This window comes from Brevibacterium sp. XM4083 (genome assembly GCF_006489205.2).
Lineage (GTDB): Bacteria > Actinomycetota > Actinomycetes > Actinomycetales > Brevibacteriaceae > Brevibacterium.
Genome location: NZ_VFYR02000001.1, coordinates 925,146 through 945,901, shown reverse-complemented (window position 1 = coordinate 945,901; position 20,756 = coordinate 925,146). Strand labels below are relative to the sequence as shown.

Annotated in this window: 16 protein-coding genes; 10 read left to right on the top strand and 6 right to left on the bottom strand. The window is 69.1% G+C overall.

Annotated elements, in window-relative coordinates; genetic code table 11:
* The first annotated feature begins 73 nt into the window (after nucleotides 1-73).
* Nucleotides 74-3,640: an FtsK/SpoIIIE domain-containing protein gene (locus FJ887_RS04060; RefSeq protein WP_212743361.1), complete on the top strand. Its 3,567-nt coding sequence runs from the start codon at nucleotides 74-76 to the stop codon at nucleotides 3,638-3,640.
* Between the two features lie 60 nt (nucleotides 3,641-3,700).
* On the opposite strand, the gene FJ887_RS04055 is transcribed toward FJ887_RS04060, so the two are convergent.
* Nucleotides 3,701-4,483: an IclR family transcriptional regulator gene (locus FJ887_RS04055; protein ID WP_171007114.1), complete on the bottom strand. Its 783-nt coding sequence runs from the start codon at nucleotides 4,481-4,483 to the stop codon at nucleotides 3,701-3,703.
* Nucleotides 4,484-4,710: 227 nt separating this feature from the next.
* Here FJ887_RS04055 and FJ887_RS04050 point away from each other — a divergent pair, with 227 nt between their 5' ends.
* From FJ887_RS04050 to FJ887_RS04020, 7 genes are all read left to right on the top strand, one after another.
* Nucleotides 4,711-6,300 carry a bifunctional 3-(3-hydroxy-phenyl)propionate/3-hydroxycinnamic acid hydroxylase gene (locus FJ887_RS04050; protein WP_140954795.1) on the top strand — a complete coding sequence of 530 codons (1,590 nt, stop codon included), beginning with the start codon at nucleotides 4,711-4,713 and terminating at the stop codon, nucleotides 6,298-6,300.
* A gap of 86 nt (nucleotides 6,301-6,386) precedes the next feature.
* Entirely contained in the window at nucleotides 6,387-7,364 is a 978-nt protein-coding gene (locus FJ887_RS04045; protein ID WP_137826490.1) for a VOC family protein, read from the top strand.
* 2 nt (nucleotides 7,365-7,366) lie between these two features.
* Nucleotides 7,367-8,221 (top strand): alpha/beta fold hydrolase, encoded by an 855-nt coding sequence (locus tag FJ887_RS04040; RefSeq protein WP_137826491.1) that lies wholly within the window; start codon nucleotides 7,367-7,369, stop codon nucleotides 8,219-8,221.
* A gap of 2 nt (nucleotides 8,222-8,223) precedes the next feature.
* Complete coding sequence (locus FJ887_RS04035; protein ID WP_137826492.1) at nucleotides 8,224-9,018, top strand: 2-keto-4-pentenoate hydratase; 795 nt, start codon at nucleotides 8,224-8,226, stop codon at nucleotides 9,016-9,018.
* 53 nt (nucleotides 9,019-9,071) lie between these two features.
* Entirely contained in the window at nucleotides 9,072-10,037 is a 966-nt protein-coding gene (locus FJ887_RS04030; RefSeq protein ID WP_137826493.1) for an acetaldehyde dehydrogenase (acetylating), read from the top strand.
* The gene (dmpG, locus tag FJ887_RS04025) at nucleotides 10,034-11,044 is read left to right on the top strand and encodes a 4-hydroxy-2-oxovalerate aldolase (RefSeq protein WP_137826494.1); all 1,011 of its coding nucleotides are present in this window, start codon (nucleotides 10,034-10,036) and stop codon (nucleotides 11,042-11,044) included. Before FJ887_RS04030 ends, dmpG begins: the two co-directional genes overlap by 4 nt.
* A gap of 1 nt (nucleotide 11,045) precedes the next feature.
* Entirely contained in the window at nucleotides 11,046-13,001 is a 1,956-nt protein-coding gene (locus FJ887_RS04020; protein WP_137826495.1) for an FAD-dependent monooxygenase, read from the top strand.
* On the opposite strand, the gene FJ887_RS04015 is transcribed toward FJ887_RS04020, so the two are convergent.
* Complete coding sequence (locus FJ887_RS04015; RefSeq protein WP_137826496.1) at nucleotides 12,962-13,984, bottom strand: GNAT family N-acetyltransferase; 1,023 nt, start codon at nucleotides 13,982-13,984, stop codon at nucleotides 12,962-12,964. The two genes, FJ887_RS04020 and FJ887_RS04015, sit on opposite strands and share 40 nt — an antisense overlap.
* A 46-nt stretch (nucleotides 13,985-14,030) precedes the next feature.
* Here FJ887_RS04015 and FJ887_RS04010 point away from each other — a divergent pair, with 46 nt between their 5' ends.
* Both FJ887_RS04010 and FJ887_RS04005 read left to right on the top strand, forming a co-directional pair.
* Nucleotides 14,031-14,840 carry a purine-nucleoside phosphorylase gene (locus tag FJ887_RS04010; protein ID WP_137826497.1) on the top strand — a complete coding sequence of 270 codons (810 nt, stop codon included), beginning with the start codon at nucleotides 14,031-14,033 and terminating at the stop codon, nucleotides 14,838-14,840.
* 17 nt (nucleotides 14,841-14,857) lie between these two features.
* Entirely contained in the window at nucleotides 14,858-16,672 is a 1,815-nt protein-coding gene (locus FJ887_RS04005; protein WP_137826498.1) for a phospho-sugar mutase, read from the top strand.
* A gap of 173 nt (nucleotides 16,673-16,845) precedes the next feature.
* On the opposite strand, the gene deoC is transcribed toward FJ887_RS04005, so the two are convergent.
* The 4 genes from deoC to FJ887_RS03985 all read right to left on the bottom strand — a co-directional run bounded on the left by deoC (nucleotide 16,846) and on the right by FJ887_RS03985 (nucleotide 20,756).
* Nucleotides 16,846-17,499, bottom strand: a complete 654-nt coding sequence (gene deoC, locus FJ887_RS04000) for a deoxyribose-phosphate aldolase (protein ID WP_137826499.1) — start codon at nucleotides 17,497-17,499, stop codon at nucleotides 16,846-16,848.
* 105 nt (nucleotides 17,500-17,604) lie between these two features.
* The gene (locus tag FJ887_RS03995) at nucleotides 17,605-18,894 is read right to left on the bottom strand and encodes a thymidine phosphorylase (RefSeq protein ID WP_137826500.1); all 1,290 of its coding nucleotides are present in this window, start codon (nucleotides 18,892-18,894) and stop codon (nucleotides 17,605-17,607) included.
* A gap of 48 nt (nucleotides 18,895-18,942) precedes the next feature.
* Nucleotides 18,943-19,443, bottom strand: a complete 501-nt coding sequence (locus tag FJ887_RS03990; RefSeq protein WP_137826501.1) for a cytidine deaminase — start codon at nucleotides 19,441-19,443, stop codon at nucleotides 18,943-18,945.
* Nucleotides 19,444-19,469: 26 nt separating this feature from the next.
* Entirely contained in the window at nucleotides 19,470-20,756 is a 1,287-nt protein-coding gene (locus tag FJ887_RS03985) for an ABC transporter permease (RefSeq protein WP_137826502.1), read from the bottom strand.

Sequence of the window (20,756 nt, the reverse complement as noted above, 5' to 3'; positions counted from 1 at the left end):
AACGCCCAGCGGCCATCCACAGGGAGAAAATGACCGCTTGCCGACCGGCGCCGGTTCGACAGACCCTGATGCGATGAAGGTCAGCGGAGTCGTCCAGCGAGTCGAGGTCAGCGGTGCCGTGCGCACAGACGTCCTCGACGCCGACGGCGAGCAGCCGGTCCTCGACGTGCTCCGCTCCGTCATCGACGAGCCGGTCACCGTCGACGATCTCCTCGCCTCCAACCCGGGCGCCCTTCCACCACCCGATGATCCAGCTGCCCGGGTTGAGACGATGACGTGGGGTCAATGGCGCGGACTCCACCCGGTCACCCTCCTCGGGGGCGGGGCCTTCGACCACGGCAGCGGCAGCACGACGGTGACAGTGCTCGCCGGCCCCGATTCGGGCTACACCCTCGCCATCGACCCCCGCCAGACCCTGATCGGTCGTGTCCCGTCTCCCGACAGCCTCCTCGTCGCCGACCCCTGCCTCTCGCGCACTCCGGTCAGACTCCGCCTCGCCCCCGCGGGGCTGCGCACGCAGAGCCTCTTCGGGTCCACCGTGTTCCTTCCCGATCTCGACCGTGATCAGCTGCCTGAGGCTCCGACCGGCGGGGCACTGAGCACCGTCGGCAGCGACACGATCCATGTCGCACCGCACGCGGTCGAGGAACCGCGCGCGGCCCGTCCGCCGCAGTGGTGGGCGTTTCTCATACCCATCGGCATCGGCGTCGCCCTCGCGCTGCTCACCGGCATGTGGTGGTTTCTGCTCTTCAGCCTCTCGGCACCCCTATCGGGATACATCGCCCACCTCGTCGAGAAGCGCCGCTATGCCCGGGACGTAGAGAGGCACCGGCTCGAGCGCGCACACGCGATCGACGATGCCTCGTCGAGAGCGTTCGGTCTCATCGCGCAGCGACAGCGCACGGCACGAGCCACACCGGGCCTATGTCTGGGGTTCGGCGCGATCCTCAGCCGCATCACACTGGCACCCGAGATCGAGGACCGCATCGATCGCTTCGACGACCACGCCGTCGTCAGCGACGTCCCCATCTGCATCGACCCGCGATCGACCACAGTGGTCGTCACCGGTGAACGCGCGCACCTGCTGCCGATGATGCTCGCCTGGCTGGCCGACCGCCGGTGGGCGTGGGCACCGTCGGCCGAAGTGCAGGCGCTGCCGGAACTCGTCGGCGCGCTCGCTGAGGACGAACCCGCCACCACGGCGACTCACTCCTCGGAGCGCATCGGCGTCGACCTGCGGACCGAGGGCACCGTGTCCACCCTCCGCCTCGGGGCGCCCCAGTCGAAGCGGACCGTCTCCCTTGTCCTCGGCGATCTCGCGCAAGCGCGGACGACGACGTCGACGGCGCTCGAGGGCCCGGTGCCCGGCCGAGCGTTCACGGCGACCCAGATGCCGCCGGCCCGATTCCTCACACTCGTGCGCGCCGGGAGGCCGTCGGCCGGCGCGGACTCGTTCCCCTGCCACGGACTCGGAGAGCTCTGCGATGATGACCCCGAACGCATCGCGACCCGCTGGCGGCAGCCGCATCCGGGGGCCGTCCCCGTCGGCCGTGGACCTCTCGGGACTGTCGGCATCGACCTCTTCGGCGACGGTCCGCACGCTCTCGTGGCCGGCACCACCGGCAGCGGCAAGTCGATGCTCCTCCAGTCGTGGCTGCTGTCACTGGCCCTGCACCATCCACCCGAGCGGTTGACCCTCGTCCTCATCGACTTCAAGGGCGGAGCGACGTTCGCTCCCCTGTCACGACTGCCGCACACCGACTGCGTCCTCGACGACTTCGACTCGGCGGCGGCGTTCCGGGCGCTTGTTTCCGTTCGTGCGGAGATCACCCGGCGCGAACGACTGCTCGCCGACCGCGGGTGCGCTGACATCCTCGACCTCGACGATCCTCCCCCACGGCTCGTCGTCGTCATCGACGAGTTCCACGCGCTGATGACCGCACATCCCCGGGCCGCGGACCTGCTCGAGCATCTTGCCGCCCTCGGCCGGTCTCTGGGCGTCCATCTCATCCTCGCGACCCAACGACCGCTCGGCATCGTCACCGGGCACATGAAAGCGAACATCAGCATCCGGATCTGCCTGCGCGTGCGCGACGACGCCGACTCCTCCGACGTCATCGGCGTTGCCGATGCCGCCCGTCTTCCGCCGGACCGTCCCGGGGCCGCTCTCCTCGATGCGGGGTCCGCGCTCGTTCGCTTCCGGGTTGCCGTTCCCCTCACCGAGGAGGCGCCTGAGTCGGCCGCGCAGCGTCCTCGACTGCGACCGTGGCAACCCGGTCGTGCCGTGCAGGCGAGCGCTGCCCTCACGGGGATCCGCATCGACAACCTCCTCACCGCGGCGCGCTGGCACACCGGCGATGCGCCACGGTCCGTCGTGCCCCCTCCGCTGCCGACGGTCGATGACCTCCCGAGCACCACGGCGAGCGCGCCGTCCCGGCCGCCTGTCACCGGGATCGTCGACCTCCCCGCCGCCCAGCGGCAGATCGAGTGGTCCTATGATCCCGCGCAGGACGGGTCGACCATCGTCATCACCGACGACGACCCGACCGCCATCCTCGTGACGCTGGCTGAGTCGGCGGCCGGCACCCACCGCATCGTCGCGCTCGGCCGGATCGCCGAGGTCATCGACGAGGCGGCGATCTCCTGCGGGATGCATGCCGGGTGGCGCCTCCATGCGATCCTCGACCATCTGGACCGCCCACCGAGTTCGGGCTCGGCCGGCAGTGCCCGGGCTCGGCCGCCGACTCTCGTCGTGTGCGGGAACTGGGGTGAACTCATCGATTCCCTCGACCATCACACGGCGGCGACGCTGGAGGGTCTCCTCTCCCATTCCCGCGACCTCAGACTCACGTTCCTCCTTGCCGGGTGCCGCCCGGGGCTGCGCGTCTCCTCCCAGTTCCGCACTCACCTCATCTTTCCGCCGAGTGCCGGCGGGGACGGTCTCAACGTCGGTCTCTCCCGCCACCGATTCCTCGGAACGTGGCCGCGTCTGCGTGCCGTGCTCGTCGGCCCCCACACAGCTGAGTGCGGGAGCGACGGCGCCGACGTCCAGCTCCTTCCGTCCCGCAGCGGTGCCGGCCCGTCGGCTTTCTCACCGAGGTGGCGGGGACTCGACGAACCGGGTGATGCTCCCCAAGCGTCGCCGAGTCGGAGGGGGGACGGAACGATTCCGCTCGGCAACGACGCCTTCGGAGAACCCGTGTCGTGGGACCCGGCGAGGGACGGTCCCGTGCTCACGGTGCGCGGATCGGCACAGAGCGGGAAAACGTCTCTGGCCCGGACGCTCAGCGGAGGCGAGCGCGCGCAGCTGACGATCCACGACGACGCGCATCGCGAGGAGCCTGCGACGCTCGACCTCACGGGTGCAGGCCTCCACGTGGTGACGATGCCGCTGCGTTTCACTCCCGGCTACGGCTCGCCGCTGGCGAGCGCACAGACGCTCGGACCCACCCTCATCCTCGGCGGTCACACCGCTCAGGACCTCGCCGCTCTCGGATTCGCCCGCCTGCCGCCACTCGACGGCACAGCAGGGACGGGCTGGTTCGTCACCGACTCCCGAGCACGAGCGATCAGAGTCGTCGAGTCACCGCCGGGCGGAACGGCAGCACGATCGGCCTTCCCGGCCGTGGAGACAGCATGATGATCGCGACGCGGCGGCGATCACATCGAGTCATCACACCACCTGTGAGCGGGTTAGCGCCTACAACATGCGCCAACTCGACGGCAGGCGGGCGGCTTGTGCGTTCAGCGCAGTGACTGTCTCGCGCAGACGGCGCTCACAGGCCTCGAGATCCATCTCGGCGAGGGCACCGGAGACGGAGAGCGCGGCGATCGGTTCCTCGCCGCCGCGCACCATGATCGGCGCGGCGACGCACGCAACACCTTCCCCTGACTCCTCCCGTTCGATCGCGACGCCTTGTGAGCGGACCCGCCACAGCTCCGCGCGCAGACGGTCCCCGTCGACGATCGTGCACGGTCCGACCCGCTCGAGGCCGCTGTCGATGAGGGCTTCGGCGACGCTCGGCGGGGAGTGGGCGAGAAGCACTTTGCCCACGCCGGTGGCATGCGCCGGAAGGCGACCTCCGACCCGACTGGGCAGATGCGGGATCCTCCGCGAACGCCGAATCTCGATGTAGACGACATGAGCGCCGTCGAGGACTGCCAGATGCACCGTCTGACCGGTGGCGTGCCGCAGGCGCTCGAGATGAGCGTGGGTGAGCCGGCGCAGGTTGCGCGGCCGGGATGCGACCTCCCCGAGTTCGAAGAAGCGCAGGCCCAGGACGAGACCGTCGTCCTCCATCTCGAGCAGACCATGGGGCAGCAGAGAGTTGACGATCCGCGACGTCGTCGACTTCGGCAGTCCCGTTCTCCGCGCCACCTCACTGATCGACACCGGTGCGTCATCGGCGGCGACGCAGTTGACGATCGAAGCGATCCGATCGACGACCGCGATCGGACTGTCCTGCTCAGCGGGATGCCTCATCGTTCCCTCCTCTCCCAGGAACCGCACAACCGACACCTGGCGTTCCGGAGTCCTCAGCGCCTCCGTCTCACCAGTGTCGGTCATTTCGCACACCGGGTGAATACCCCGTCCCACTCACCAGCACGGCCGCTGACATCGCGCGCTCGCCCGATGCTAGCTTCGTCACACATTCCGCCCCGCCCCGGGGCGATCACCATGAGGATCAGAGTCGATCAGGAGGCACGCCCTTGACAGCCGAACACACGGAGACAGCGTTCGACGCCGAGGTCATCATCATCGGATACGGACCCTCGGGAGTCGTCGCGGCCAACACGCTGGCCTCCTACGATCACAATGTCATCGCCTTCGAACGCGATGTCGACATCTACCCTCGTGCCCGAGCGGTCACCGTCAACGACTGGACGATGCGCATCTTCCAGGAACTCGGACTCGACGAGGAGGTCCTCAAGGTCGTCGACCCGCAGCGCGCACTGCGCTGGGTGACCTACGACGGCACCGAACTCATGCGCGTGAGCTTCACGCCCTCCACACTCGGAACCGTGGAAGGCACCCGGTTCTACAACGTCTACCAGCCGGCTCTGGAGCCTGTGCTGCGTGCCGGCGGCGATCGATTCGCTGATCAGATCGATGTCCGCTATGGCTGGGAGGTCACCGCCGTGACCCAGGATGACGAAGGTGCCACAGTGACTGCACAGAGCGTCAGCACCGGGAAAGTGGGCACCTTCCGGGCGAAATACGTGCTCGGCTGCGACGGCGGCAGCAGCGTGGTCCGACGCCAACTCAACCTCCGGCTGCTCGGAGACACCCACGATGTGCTCTGGATCGTCATCGACTGCCGGGTCAAGCGCTGGTGGCCCGACCGCGACTACCTCACCTTCTGGTCGGACGACCGCCGACCTGTCGTCGACATTCCACTGCCGTTGGGCAACCACCGCTGGGAGATACCGCTGCGTGCCGGTGAGACCGAAGCCGACTTCGACACCCAGGAGAAGATCTGGCCTCTCCTCTCCGACCTCGGCGTGACCGAGGACGACGTCGACATCCACCAGCACGCCTTCTACCGTCACCATGAGCGCATGGCCGAACGCTGGCGGCAGGACAGGGTGTTCCTCGTCGGCGACGCTGCGCACCTCATGCCTCCGTGGGCGGGAGCCGGAATGCAGTCGGGCATGCGCGACGCCTACGACATCGGATGGAAGCTCTCCCGTGTCCACGACGGCACCGCGCCCGAATCGATCCTCGACACCTACGAGGCCGAACGTCGCCCCAACGTCGACTTCTACACCCAGCTGGCCGTCGGCCTCGGCAAGATCATCACCCAGGAGATCACCCCCGACGACCTCGGCGAGACCCCGCCCCCGCCCGGCGCTCCACAGCCCGATCCCCCGCTCATCGCCCCACCCGTCCTCACCGCCGGATGGCTGCGCGGTCGGCCGAGCGAAGACACCGTCATCGGACGGATGATCCCCCAGCCGAAGGTCGAGACCACCGACGGACGGATGCTCCGTCTCGACGATGCGCTCGGTCGAGGCTGCGTCCTCCTCGGCGACGGTATCGACCCGGCCGACCTGCTCACTGCAAGCGAACGCAGGGACTGGGACAGCCTCGGTGCGCGCTACGTCACCGTGCGTCAGCGCAACGAGGCAACGGTCACTGCCGAAGAGATCGTCGACCTCCACGGCGTGCTCCGTGAATGGATGACCGGCTTCGGAGTCCGCGCGGTGGCACTGCGTCCCGACCGCTTCGTCGCCGCCGCCGACACCTCCGGCCTCGCCGTCCCCGCCTGGCCGTCGACCGCACCGACCGCTCCCGCGTGAGACCCGTCCATCGCCACGCACCGCCGCACCGCCTGCCGGTGCACATCGACTCTGCCCCACTGAACCGACAACACGGAGGACACACCATGCCCGCTCATTTCCACCCGGAGATCGCCAAACTCGGCGCCGCCCACCTCGTGACTCCCGACCTCGAGAAGTCCCTGTGGTTCTTCCATGAGGTCATCGGCCTCGAGATCACCGCGCGGACCGAGACCAAGGTCTACCTGCGTGCTGCGATGGAACGCGAGCACCACAGCCTCGTCCTCGAAGCCGGCGACCGCGCCCGCCTCGACCACGTCTCGTGGCGGGTCAGACGACCCGAGGACCTCGAGGGCTTCCACACGCTCCTCACCGACAACGGCAACGACGTCGCCGTCGACCCGGCGAACAGCGAAGACGGCTATGGAGAGTCCCTGCGGATCAGCTCCCCCGCCGGTCACAGATTCCGTCTCTACTACGACGTCGACAAGCCAGGCGTTGCCGAGGCGGACCGTTCGGTGCTGCTCAACCAGCGGTACCGCTCATGGAACCACGGCATCGGCGTGCGCCGCATCGACCACGTCAATCTCTGGACCACCCACGACCCCGAGGTCCAGCATCGGTGGCTCAGCGACAACCTTGGCTTCCGGCTGCGCGAATACATCCAGACCCCGGCCGGCCGGGTCGGCGGCTGGATGAGCGTGACCCCGCTCGTCCACGACATCGCCGTCATGCAGGCCGGCCCGCAGGAGGCCAGCCCGGCACGCATGCACCACCTCGCTTTCTGGCTCGACAACGCCGCTGATGTCCTCCGGGCTGCCGACATCGTCGTCGAGGCCGGTCTCACCCCCGATCAGGGCCCGGGCAAGCACGGCGTCAGCCAGGCCTTCTTCCTCTACGTCCGCGACCCGGGCTCAGGTCATCGCGTCGAGATCTTCAGCAACGGCTACCTCATCTTCGACCCCGACTGGGAACCGGTCGAATGGGGACCCGAGGACATCGCGATGGCCCTGACCATGTGGGGACCCACCGACTACGTCCCGCACACCGACGACAACATCATGAACACCACGACGGAGGCCTGATCATGCCGCACTTCACCACCGAACGCGTCCGGACCGGGGACTTCACCACCTCGTACCTCGATTCCGGGGGCACCGGCGACGTCGTCGTCCTCCTCCACGGCGGCGGCCCGGGGGCGAACTCCGTGACGAACTGGGCCGAGTTCATTCCCGGCCTCTCCGATGACTATCGGGTCATCGCACCGGACATCTACGGGTGGGGAGCCACCGACCATCCCGGCGAGGACGCCCTGCCCGGATCAATGACCGCGTGGGTGCGCGCCCGAGTCAACCAGATCCTCGACCTCCTCGACGCCCTCGACATCGACCGCGCCCATTTCGTCGGCAACTCCGCCGGCGGCGCACTGTCGCTGTGGATCACGCACACCGCACCCGAACGCGTCATCGACCTCGTCCTCATGGGCAGCGCCGGCGGTCAGATGGCAGCTCCGACCCCCGAGGTCATCCGCATGGTCTCCTTCTACAAGGATCCCTCGGAGGCAGGCCTGAAGTCCCTCACGCGCTGGTTCGTCTACGACGAGGACAGCCTCGGCGACTCGCTCGACACCATCGTTGAGAACCGCCTCGCCGAGGTGCTCCGGCCGGAGGTTCGACGCTCGTTCCAGTCGATGTACGCCACCCCCACCTCGCCGGCGGAGATGACCGTGCCACCGTCGGCCCTGCGCCGGATCACGCACAGGGTCCTCCTCGTCCATGGCCGGGAGGACCGGTTCATCACTCCTGACTCATCCGTCTACTTCAGCCAGCACCTGCCCAACTCCCAGGTCCACATCTTCGACCGATGCGGTCACTGGGTGCAGATCGAACGCCGTGATCCCATGCTCTTCCTCGTCCGCGGCTTCCTCACCGGGGAACTGTGACGATGAGTGCCACAGACCCCCGCATCGCGGCCCTCGCCGATTCCCTGCAGTCGGCAGCCGAAACCGGCCAGCCCATCCCCCGGCCCTCCGCCGCCGACCCCGATCTCAGCCTCGCCGACGCCTACCGCGTGCAGGAGACGCTGACCGCCGCACGGCGCAGCCGCGGAGAAGTCGTCGTCGGACGCAAGGTCGGACTGACCTCGACGGCGATGCAGCGCCAACTCGGCGTCGACCAACCCGACTTCGGGATCCTCACCGACGCCATGGTCGTCGACAACGGGGAGAGCATCAGCCTCCGCACCCTCATCGCGCCGCGCCTCGAACCGGAGTTCGCCTTCCGGTTCGCGGCCCCCGTGCCGGCCGACCTCACGCCGACCGAGGTGCGTGACGCGATCGACGCCGTCGCGATCGCGATCGAGATCATCGATTCCCGCGTGGAGAACTGGGACATCGGCCTCGTCGACACTGTCGCCGACAACGCCTCCTCGGCTGCCGTCGTCCTCGGCCCGTGGCGGGAGGCCTCGGCCGAACTGCTCGACGCGCTCATCACCACAGAGATCACCCTGACTTCCGACAGCGGCGACTCCGTCTCCGGTCCCGGATCCGCCGTCCTCGGCGATCCGACCACAGCCGTCCAGTGGCTGGCCGGAGCTCTCGGCGGCTTCGGGGCGACGATCACCGCGGGCAGCTTCGTCATCGCCGGTGCTGTGACGGCGGCCGTGCCGGCCCCACCGGAGACTCGGTGGACCGCCTCGGCGCCTGGCTTCGAATCCGTGGAACTCGGGGTGACACCTTGACCGCACCCAGGACGCCTGAAACCCCCGGCGCAGACGACAAGGAGACAGCGACGATGACAGGGACGAAGGTCGCGATCATCGGATCCGGCAACATCGGCACCGACCTCATGTTCAAGGTCATGCGCCTGAGCACAGCACTGGAGATGGGAATGCTCGTAGGCATCGACCCGGACTCAGACGGTTTGGCCCGTGCACGCAGCATGGGCGTGCCCACCACCCACGACGGGGTCGAGGGACTCATCGCGAGCCCCGACTTCGACGACATCGCCATCGTCTTCGACGCCACGAGCGCCGCCGCCCACCGCACGAACGCCGAGAAGCTCCTCCCCCACGGCAAACGGCTCGTCGACCTCACTCCGGCCGCGCTCGGTCCCTACGTGGTCCCGGCGGTCAACCTCGACGCCCACCTCGACGCCGCCGACGTCAACATGGTCACCTGCGGCGGGCAGGCGACCATTCCGATCGTCCACGCCGTCTCCCAGCTCGTGCCCGTCCTCTATGCCGAGATCGTCGCCTCGATCGCCTCCCGGTCGGCCGGTCCGGGCACCCGGGCGAACATCGACGAGTTCACCGAGACTACAGCGGCGGCCCTCGAACAGGTCGGCGGGGCCGCCCGCGGAAAGGCGATCATCGTGCTCAACCCCGCCGATCCCCCGATGATCATGCGCGACACCGTCCAGATGCTCACCTGCCGTCTCAGCCCCGCTGAGGCGCAGGGGGTCGAATCCGCTGTCGAAGCCCGAGTCGCCGAAGTCGCCCGTTACGTGCCGGGCTACCGGCTCAAACAGCGCGTCGTCATCGACGACGAGTCCGCCGACGCCGGGCGTCTCATTCCCACGACTGCTCAGCAAGCCGACGGATACTCGCGCATCAGCGTCTTCATCGAGGTCGAGGGCGCTGCGATGTACCTGCCCGCCTATGCCGGGAACCTCGACATCATGACCTCCGCGGCACTGCGCACCGGTGAGAGCATCGCAGCCGCGACGACAGGACCCGCACCGACGAAGGAGACACTGTGAGCCCCAAGGTGTATCTGCAGGATGTCACCCTACGCGACGGCATGCACGCGATCGCGCATCGCATCACCCCCGAGTCCGTCGGGCGTATCGCAGCCGCGCTCGAGGCAGCCGGCGTCGACGCGATCGAAGTCGCTCACGGCGACGGTCTGGCTGGGGCCAGTCTGACCTACGGGCCGGGGTCCCATGATGCTCTCGCCTGGATCGATGCGGCCGCCGAGGCGGTTGACCGTGCCGTGCTCACGACGCTGCTGCTGCCGGGCATCGGCACACTGCGCGACCTTCGTGAAGCCTACGACCACGGAGTGACCTCGGTGCGCATCGCCACCCACTGCACCGAGGCCGACGTCGCCGCCCAGCACATCGACGCCGCGAAGTCGTGGGGCATGGACGTCTCAGGCTTCCTCATGATGGCCCACCTCGCCGAACCTGCACAGCTGGCTGAGCAGGCCGCTCTCATGGAGTCCTACGGCGCAGACTGCGTCTACATCACCGACTCCGCCGGCCGTCTGACGATGGACGGAGTGCGCGACCGCGTGCGTGCGTATCGCGACCGCCTCGACGCCGGGACGCAGATCGGCATCCATGCCCACCAGAACCTCTCACTGGCCGTGGCGAACTCGGTCGTCGCCGTCGAGGAAGGCGCGTTCCGGGTCGACGCCTCACTGGCCGGTCACGGCGCCGGGGCGGGCAACACACCGATCGAACCCCTCGTCGCGGTCGCCCAACTGCTCGGCTGGGACACCGCGGCTGACCTCTTCAGCCTCCAGGATGCCGCCGACGACCTCATCCGACCGCTCCAGGACCGACCGGTGCAGGTCGATCGGGAGACACTGACGCTCGGACTCTCCGGCACCTACTCGAGCTTCCTCCGCCACGCCGAGAGGGTGGCCGACACCTACGGTCTCGACGCCCGATCGCTGCTCGTCGAGGCCGGGAACCGTGCCCTCATCGGCGGCCAGGAGGACATGCTCGTCGACATCGCCCTCGATCTCTCGACACGGAGCTGACGTGCAGTACCACCGCGACGGCTTCCGGTCCGGCGACCCCCGTCGTCATCCGGCGACGCGGGTCGCCGGTGAGGACCGCGACGAGACGGATGTCCTCATCGTCGGCGGCGGACCCGCAGGTCTCCTCCTCTCGGCCTACCTGTCCCAGTTCTCCGACCTCACCACATGCCTCGTCGAGAAGAGCCGCGGACCGCTCGAGCTCGGCCGAGCCGACGGCGTCGCCTGCCGCACCGTGGAGACGTTTGCGTCGTTCGGACTGGCCGGTCGGCTCATCGACGAGGCGTACTGGGTCAACGAGACAGCGTTCTGGCATCCGGACGCAGACGACCGCGAACGGATCGTGCGCACCGGGCTCGTCCAGGACGTCGAGGACGGGCTGAGCGAGTTCCCCCATGTCATCGTCAATCAGGCGCGGATCCAGGATCTGCTCCTCGGGTTCATGGACAACAGCCCCACGCGTCTGACCCCGACCTATGGCGTCGAGTTCTCCTCCCTCACCATAGACCGCGCCCGCACTCACCCCGTCGAGGCCGTGCTGCGGGATGCGGACAGCGGGGAGACACGCACAGTCCGGGCGAAGTACCTCGTCGGTGCCGACGGCGCCCGGAGCGCCGTGAGACGGGCCATCGGCCTCTCGCTCCACGGTGAGGCCGCCGGGCATGCCTGGGGTGTGATGGACATGCTCGCCGTCACCGACTTCCCCGACATCAGGAGGAAGGCCGCGATCCAGTCGGCGACCCACGGCAGCATCCTGCTCATCCCGCGCGAGGGCGGTTACCTCGTGCGGCTCTACGTCGACCTCGGCGTCGTCGACGACGAAAACCGCGCTGCGGTGCGCCGGACGACGCCGGAGCAGATCATCGAGATCGCCCGCGACGTCATCCGCCCCTACTCCCTCGACATCAGGGAGATCGTCTGGTCCTCGATCTACGAGGTGGCACAGCGCACCGCCGATGCCTTCGACGATGCGGGCACCGACCTCGCGAACGGGATTGATCCCCGTGTCTTCATCGTCGGGGATGCCTGCCACACGCACAGCGCCAAAGCCGGGCAGGGAATGAACGTGTCGATGCAGGACGCGTTCAACCTCGGATGGAAACTCAGCGGAACCCTGCTCGGCCGCACTGCCCCGGCAATCCTGCGAACGTACTCCCAGGAGCGCCAACCGGTGGCCCAGGAGCTCATCGACTTCGATCGTTCGTGGTCGCAGCTGATGGCGCAGGCTCCGGCGGACCCGGATCATCCCGAACGCGGCGGGGTCGACCACGCGACGCTCCAGGACCACTTCGTCCGCGCCGGTCGGTACACGGCAGGCCTGGGCATCGAGTACCCACCGGGACCGCTCATCGCAGGCGCCACCTCGCCCACGGCAGCCCGCGGGTACCCGCCGGGTCAACGCTTCCACTCGGCACCGGTGACCCGTGTGAGCGACGGACTGCGCACCGAGCTCGGCCACGTCCACCTAGCCGATGGACGGTGGCGCCTCTTCCTCTTCGCCGACAGCGACCGCCGTCTCTTCGATCAGGCGTGCGCCTGGCTCGCAGAGGCGCCCGAGTCACCCGTGCTGCGGCACACCCCGGCGGATGCGGACATCGACGCCGTCATCGATGTCCGCGGCATCGTCCAGGACCACCACCGCGATGTCGCGCCCTCCGACGTGCCGGCCCTGCTGCGGCCGCGCACCGGACGACTGGGCCTGGTCGATGAGGAGAAGCTCTTCAGCGCGATCAGCAGGCAGGCCGGCACCCCCGATCGCGACATCTTCGACGACCGCGACATCGACCGGTCCCGCGGCGCCGTTGTCCTCGTCCGTCCCGACCAGTACGTGGCCGCCGTCGTCGCGGTCGATCAGGTGACCACGCTCACCGAGTTCTTCGGCACCTTCATGTCTCAGCCCGGTCCACAGCCGGGACCGTCTCATACGGTGTCCGCGGGAGGTCCCGAGAGAGTCTCGTAGCGGTAGAGTTCGCCGGCCTGACCGGCGGCGAGGAGCCGATCGGCGAGCGCCGAGACCACGGGCATGCCGCTGGTGACTTCGATGACGACATCGGCATCGACCGACAGCCTGGCCAGCAGCAGCTCGGCATCGGCGACAGCGGCCTCGAACTGCTCAGACGAGGCGTCAGCGACGTCCTCACGGGTCTCGAACATCGATCCGAGGATGAGCTCGGTCGCCGGCTCCTCCTCGGCATTCCCGGGCAGGTTCGCCGCGGCATCCTGCCCACCGCCGACCGGTGCCGGCTCCGCCTCGCGCGCATAGGAGACGGCGAAGGCGCTCAGCCCGCTGCCCGACGCGCCCTCACCGGCAGCCGCGGAGTCGCTCATGAGCATCGCCGCACCATGGGCACCGGCCGCCTCGGAGAGGAACGCACTGCTCACCTGACCGATCGTCAGCGGCGCGACCGCATCGTCGCGGTTGACCGCGGTGTACCACTCGAGGAAGGCCTTCGTCAGCTTGACCGACCCGGTCGAGACGATCTCGAGGTCCTCGGCGCGACCGCCGCCGCTGGGCGGCAGGGCCCCGGCGGGAATCTTGATGACCCGCGTCGTCGTCAGCGGTGTGAAACCGAGCGCCTCGGCGAATTTCTCCCCCACGCTGCCGGCCTCGACCCGGGCCCGCAGGTCGAGGCCCTCCAGCGGGGTGCCTGCGGTCTCGGCCGACACCGCCTCGAAGAGCTCACGACCGAGCCCGTGGCCGCGCTCCTCGGCAGCGACCTCGACGTTGACCCACGCCCGGTACGGGTGGAGCGGGGACTCGGCGATCGCAGCCGCGCCGACGGGAACCTCGGGGACCACCTCGGCGATGACCGACCGCAGCAGCGGGGACTCCGCGGCCGGACGGAACAGGGACCGGGCCATGTGACCGGCCGGTGTCGCCGCGTCGGAGAACACCTCGTTCAGTCGCAGATCGTCGCCGTCGGCAAGTGGTCGGATCGGCATGGTGAGCGCTCCTTGCGGCATGTCAGATGTTGATAATCTTGGCGTCATGACTGACTTAAGCGATCCTACCGCCGCCGCGCAGGCAGCGGCCACGACCATCAACTCCGCCGCTGGGATCGAGTCCCATGACATCGCCCTCGTCCTCGGATCGGGATGGGGCGGAGCGGCCGAGCTGCTGGGCGAGACGATCAGCGAAGTCCCCGCCGCCGAGGTCCCCGGCTTCCACGCTCCGGCCGTCGCCGGCCACGTCCCCACGCTGCGCACCGTGCGCATCGCCTCGAGCGGGAAGCACGCCCTCGTCCTCGGTTCGCGCACCCACTACTACGAAGGCAAGGGCGTGCGCGCCGTCGCCCACGGTGTGCGCACCGCTGCCGCCGCCGGCTGCACCAGCCTCGTGCTCACCAACGGCTGCGGTGGGCTCAACCGCAATTGGGCCCCGGGCACCCCGGTCCTCATCTCCGACCACATCAACCTCACCGGCACCTCCCCCATCGAAGGCGCGAACTTCGTCGACCTCACCGATCTCTACTCGCCGCGAATGCGGGCCATCGCCAAGGAGATCGACCCGACCCTCGACGAAGGCGTCTACGCCCAGTTCCGCGGCCCCCACTACGAAACCCCGGCTGAGGTGCGGATGGCGGGCATCCTCGGCGCCGACCTCGTCGGCATGTCGACGACGCTCGAGGCCATCGCCGCCCGGCAGGCAGGACTCGAACTCATGGGCATCTCGCTCGTGACGAACCTCGCCGCAGGCATCCAGGAGACCCCGCTCTCCCACGCCGAGGTCATCGAGGCCGGAGCCGCCGCGGCCCCGCGGATCTCCCAGCTGCTCGCCGACATCGTCGGACAGCTCTGAGGCCGGTGGGCGAATCGATGAGCGAATCGAACACGAGCCCGGTCCGGGTCGCCGACCGCTTCACGACAGGCTTCGACGCCGACATCGTCCGTGCGTGGATCGCCGATGACCCCGATCCGCAGACAGCCACGTCGCTGACGGCCATCCTCGCCGAGGCGGAGGCCGGTGACGCAGCCGCGCTCGCCGACCTTGCCGACCGGTTCTCCGGTCCCCTCGTCTTCGGCACTGCGGGCCTGCGCGGGGAGATCGCCGCGGGGCCCAACCGGATGAACCGCTCCGTCGTCATCCGCGCCGCGGCCGGACTCTCGGCGTTCCTCCGCGACACCGTCGGCCCGGGCTTCCGCGTCGTCATCGGCTGCGACGCCCGCTACAAGTCCTCCGACTTCGCCCGCGACACCGCGGCCGTCGTCACCGCCGCCGGCGGGGTGGCCATTCAGCTGCCCGAACAGCTGCCGACTCCGCTCACGGCGTTCGCGCTCTCCCACCTCGGCGCCGATGCCGCGGTCATGGTCACCGCGAGCCACAACCCTCCCGCCGACAACGGCTATAAGGTCTACCTCGGGGAGCGGCCGCTGCTCGCGATCGAACCGGACCCGGTCACTGCCCGTGCGGGTGCGGGCGCGCAGATCGTGCCCCCGGCCGATGCGCTCATCGCCGAGAGGATCGCCGCCGTCCCGTCCGTCGCGTCGGTGCCGCGCGCCGAATCGGGTTGGGAGCACCTCGATGACACGATCGTCGAGGCCTACCTCGAGAGCATCGAGGCCCTCGGCGTGCGCGCGAGCGCGGACCTGTCGATCGTGCTCACCTCGCTCCACGGCGTCGGGGCGACCGTCGCCGAGGCGGCGCTGGCGCTCACCGGGTTCGAGAACCTCCACCCGGTGGCCGCTCAGCAGCAGCCGGACCCCGACTTCCCGACAGTCGCCTTCCCCAACCCGGAGGAAGCCGGCGCCCTCGACGAGGCGTATGCCCTGGCCAGGGAGGCCGGCGCCGATCTCATCATCGCCAACGACCCCGACGCGGACCGGTTCTCCGCGGCGATCCCGGATCCGACCGCGGCGCCGGGATACCGGCAGCTGTCCGGGGACGAGGTGGGCCTCCTCCTCGGCGAGGACATCGCCTCCCGGCTTGCGGCCTCCGCGTCGCCAGCAGGGACTGCCGGGGACGCAACCGCCGATGTCGCGACCGCCTCGGTGAATGAGTCCGGCACGGCCGGGCCCGTCTTCGCGAACTCGATCGTCTCCTCGCGGGGGCTCGCCGCCGCTGTGCGCGCCCACGGCTTCCCCGCAGTGCAGACGCTCACCGGCTTCAAGTGGATCTCGCGGGTGCCCGGCCTCGTCTTCGGCTACGAGGAGGCTCTCGGCTACTGCGTCGACCCGACCGTCGTCCGCGACAAGGACGGAATCTCCGCGGCCGTGACCTTCGCCGCGCTGGCGTCGCGCCTCAAACGGGACGGGGCAACGATCGATGCCGAGCTCGACCGCATCCGCACCCGCGACGGCTTCTTCGCGACGGCACCGCTGAGCTTCCGCCTCGACGACGTCTCCCTCATCGCCTCGGCGATGGACAAACTGCGGCAGGCTCCGCCGACCGCGCTGGCCGGGTCGCCCGTCGCCGAAGTCCACGACCTCTCGACCGGGTACGACGGGCTGCCGCCGACTGACGGCATCCTCCTGCTCTCGGAGTCGAACTCGCGGGTCATCGTCCGTCCGTCAGGCACCGAACCGAAGCTCAAGTGCTACCTCGAGGTCGTCGGCGCCCCCTCCCTGGGACCGTCGCTGCAGGAGCGACTGAGCACGATCACGACAGAGCTCAAGGCCTACTTCGGACTCTGACCTCGGCACGAGGTGCTCGCACGGAGCTGTGGGGACTTTGCTCGATCAAGCGCTGGTGCGGATCGCGGGCCGTGCACGGGCCCGCATCCGCGCTGCCGCTTGATCGAGCGGCCGCCGGTCCGTGGGCCCTGTGGCGTGCCGGTCCGTGGGCGCGCCGCACGCACCGGGGCGCGTCAGTCGGAGAGTCCGGCGAGGATCGCGGCGGACCCGGACAGGCCGAGGCGCGAGGCACCGGCGGCGATCATCTCCTCGGCCGCCTCGACGGTGCGGATCCCGCCGGAGGCCTTGACGCCGAGGCGATCGCCGACGGTCTCGCGCATGAGCGCCACCGCGTGCGCACTGGCCCCACCTGCCGGGTGGAATCCGGTCGAGGTCTTGACGAAATCGGCCCCAGCCGCCTCGGCGCGCCGACTGACCTCGACGATCTGCTCGTCGGTCAGTGCCGCGGATTCGATGATCACCTTGACGAGCGCATCCCCGCTGGCCTCGACGACCCCGCGGATGTCGGCCTCGACGGCGTCGAAGTCCCCGGCGATCGCCTGCCCGATGTTGATGACCATGTCGACCTCAGCGGCGCCGTCGGTCACGGCCCGCTCGGTTTCGGCGGCCTTGATCTCCGGCTTCACCTGACCGCTGGGGAACCCGACGACGGTCGCGACGACGAGGTCGCCGGTGTCGGTGAGCGGCAGCATCGACGGCGAGACGCACACGGCGAGGACGCCGAGGTCTTTCGCCTCGTCGACGAGCGCGTCGACGTCGGCCCGCGTCGCCTCCGGCTTGAGCAGGGTGTGGTCGATCATCGCGGCGACGTCGGAGCGGCTGGTCATGGTGTCCTCCAATGGATGTGTTCGGAAATGCTGTGTGCGGTGGTGGAAGGGCGGGGCCGGTGGCAGGTCACGCCGATGACGGCCCCAGCGGCAACGGCCGCCAGCCTACGTGATCGTCTCGAGGACGATCGAGTCCGGCACGGCAGCGGCATCGCCGCCGATCTCGTAGGCCCCGACGAGGGACTCGAGGGCCCGTTCGAAGCGCTCAGGCGTGTCGGTGTGCAGGGTGAGCAGCGGGTCACCGGCTGCGACGGTGTCACCGGGCTTGGCGTGGAGCTCGATGCCGGCGACCGCCTGCACCGGATCCTCCTTCCGCGCGCGTCCGGCGCCGAGCCGCCACGAGGCAACCCCAACGGAGAGCGCATCGAGCTTCGTCAGCACCCCGGATTCGGGGGCGAAGACGACCTCGGTGTCGGAGGCCACGGGCAGCGGGGCGTCCGGATCGCCGTCCTGGGCGCGGATCATCGCCTTCCACTTGTCCATCGCCCGGCCGTCGGTGAGTGCGGCCCGGACGTCGACATCGGTGCGTCCCGCCAGCCGCAGCATCTCCTCGGCGAGGGCCACTGTGAGGTCGACGACATCGGCAGGCCCGCCTCCGGCGAGGACCTCGACGGACTCGCGGACCTCGAGGGCATTGCCGACGGTGAGCCCGAGCGGCGTCGACATGTCCGTGAGCAGCGCCGAGGTCTTCACCCCGGCCGCCTTACCGAGCCCGACCATCGTCTCAGCGAGCCGGCGCGCCTTGCCGATGTCCTTCATGAACGCCCCGGACCCGACCTTGACGTCGAGGACGAGGCCCGCGGTGCCCTCGGCGATCTTCTTCGACATGATCGATGAGGCGATGAGCGGCACGCAGTCGACGGTGGCCGTCGTGTCCCGCAGGGCGTAGAGCTTCTTGTCCGCCGGGGCGAGCCCGGAGCCGGCGGCGCAGATCACGGCCCCGATGTCCTCGAGCTGCGTGAGGATCTCCTTGTTCGACAGGTTCGCCTGCCACCCGGGGATCGCTTCGAGCTTGTCGAGCGTGCCGCCCGTGTGTCCGAGGCCGCGCCCGGACAGCTGCGGGACGGCGACGTCGAAGACCGCGACGAGAGGCGCGAGCGGCAGGGTGATCTTGTCCCCGACACCGCCCGTCGAGTGCTTGTCAGAGGTGGTGCGCGTCAGCGACGAGAAGTCCATCCGCTCCCCCGAGGCGATCATCGCCTGCGTCCAGTCGGCGATCTCCTCGGACTCCATGTCGTTGAGGAAGATCGCCATCGCGAGCGCCGCCATCTGCTCGTCGGCGACGACCCCGCGGGTGTAGGCGTCGATGACCCAGTCGATCTGGTCCTTGGACAGCGCCCGGCCATCGCGCTTGGCGGCGATGACGTCGACGGCGTCGAATGCCTCTACGGTCACAGTGGGTGAACCTCCGGTGGTCGGTGGGAAGTGGTCAGAGGGATAAGGTCAGTGCTTCGGGTGCCCGGTGCCCTCGCCGAGGCGGTCGACTCCGAGGTCGTCGGGACCGAAAGCGTCGGGCAGGACCTCGGCCATCGTCTTCCGTCCCGAGGGCATGTTGAGGATGAGGTCGGCTCCCCCGTGCTCGAAGAGCAGCTGGCGGCAGCGCCCGCACGGGGCGAGCGTGGTGCCGTGGCCGTCGACGCAGTCGAAGGCGACGAGCCGGCCGCCGCCGCTCATGAACAGATCGGAGACGAGCGAGCACTCGGCGCACAGGGTCACCCCGTACGAACTGTTCTCGACATTGCAGCCGGCCACGATCCGCCCGTCGTCGACGAGGGCCGCAGCCCCGACGGGATAGCCCGAATACGGGGCGTAGGCCCTGCCCATGGCGGCGACCGCGGAGGCGCGCAGCAGCTCCCAGGACTCTTCGGTCACCTCGGCGGGGATCACCTTCGGAACCGGCTCACACCAGGTGGGGTCGTCCCCGAACGCCTGTGCTCTCGTCATCGCATCCTCCGATCTCCGTCACACTGTCATGACTTCACGTAGGGCACGCCCTCGGCGGCCGGCGGGCGGACCCGTCCGACGAAGCCGGCGACGGCGAGGATCGTGACGATGTAGGGCAGCATGAGCAGCAGTTCGTTGGGCACGGGGGTGCCGATCGACTGCAGCGTGTTGCCGAGGCTCTTCGAGAAGCCGAAGAGCAGGGCGGCGAAGAGCGCGCCCTTCGGGTTCCACTTGCCGAGGATCATCGCGGCCAGCGCGATGTAGCCCTGTCCGGCCGACATCTCCTTGCCGAAGGCGAGTCCGGAGCCGACGGTGAAGAACGCGCCGCCGAGGCCGGCGATCGCCCCGGCCATGATCGTGTTGCGCACCCGCGTGAAGTTGACCTTGATGCCGACGGTGTCCGCGGCCTTCGGGTGCTCGCCGACCGCCCGCATCCGCAGTCCCCACTTCGAGCGGAAGACGAAGATCTGCAGGGCGATGACGACGACGTACATGATGTAGACGAGGATGTTCTGATCGAAGAGCACCCGCCCGAGGATCGGAATGTCCGAGAGCAGCGGGATCGGCAGGTTGGGCAGCTTCTGCCGGGAGTTCCACAGTTCGGGGTTCTCGGTGAGCACCGTCGAGTAGAGGAAGTTCGTCAGTCCGACGACGAGGACGTTGAGGACGACGCCGATGATGATCTGGTTGACCCAGTACTTCACGGCGAAGAAGGTGAGCACCACGGCGACGAGGGCGCCGGCGATCGGGGCGGCGAGCAGGCCGGCGTAGGGGTTCTTCACCACCGAGGCGACGACCGCGGCGAGGAACGCACCGGCGAGCAGCTGACCTTCGATCGCGATGTTGATGATGCCCGAGCGCTCGCCGATGAGACCGCACATCGCACCGAAGATCAGCGGCACCGACAGGGCCAGAGCGCCGGCGAGCAGAGTGGTCAGCGGGATGACGCCGCCGCTGCCGCCGCCGGCCCACGCGAGGAACGAGAGGACGAAGACGATGCCGAAGGTGACGGGGAACCACGAGCCGAGGTCGTCCCTGCGGGTCGCGAACCAGATGGAAACGGCCGCCATGACGACGAGGATGAGCGAGAGCACGAGGCCCGTGGCCTTCGCGGACACGACGAGGTCGGGGATGGCGAAGAAGTCACCGCCGGTGGCGATCCGGAAGGTCGTATCACCGGCCCGGCCGATGAGACCGAAGAAGATCAGCGCGATGAGCGCGAGCACCGAGTAGACGATCGGGTACTTCCACGCGATCGGCGCGACCACCTTCGTGGGCGCACCGGTGGGGGTGTCAAGAGTCTGTGCGCTCAT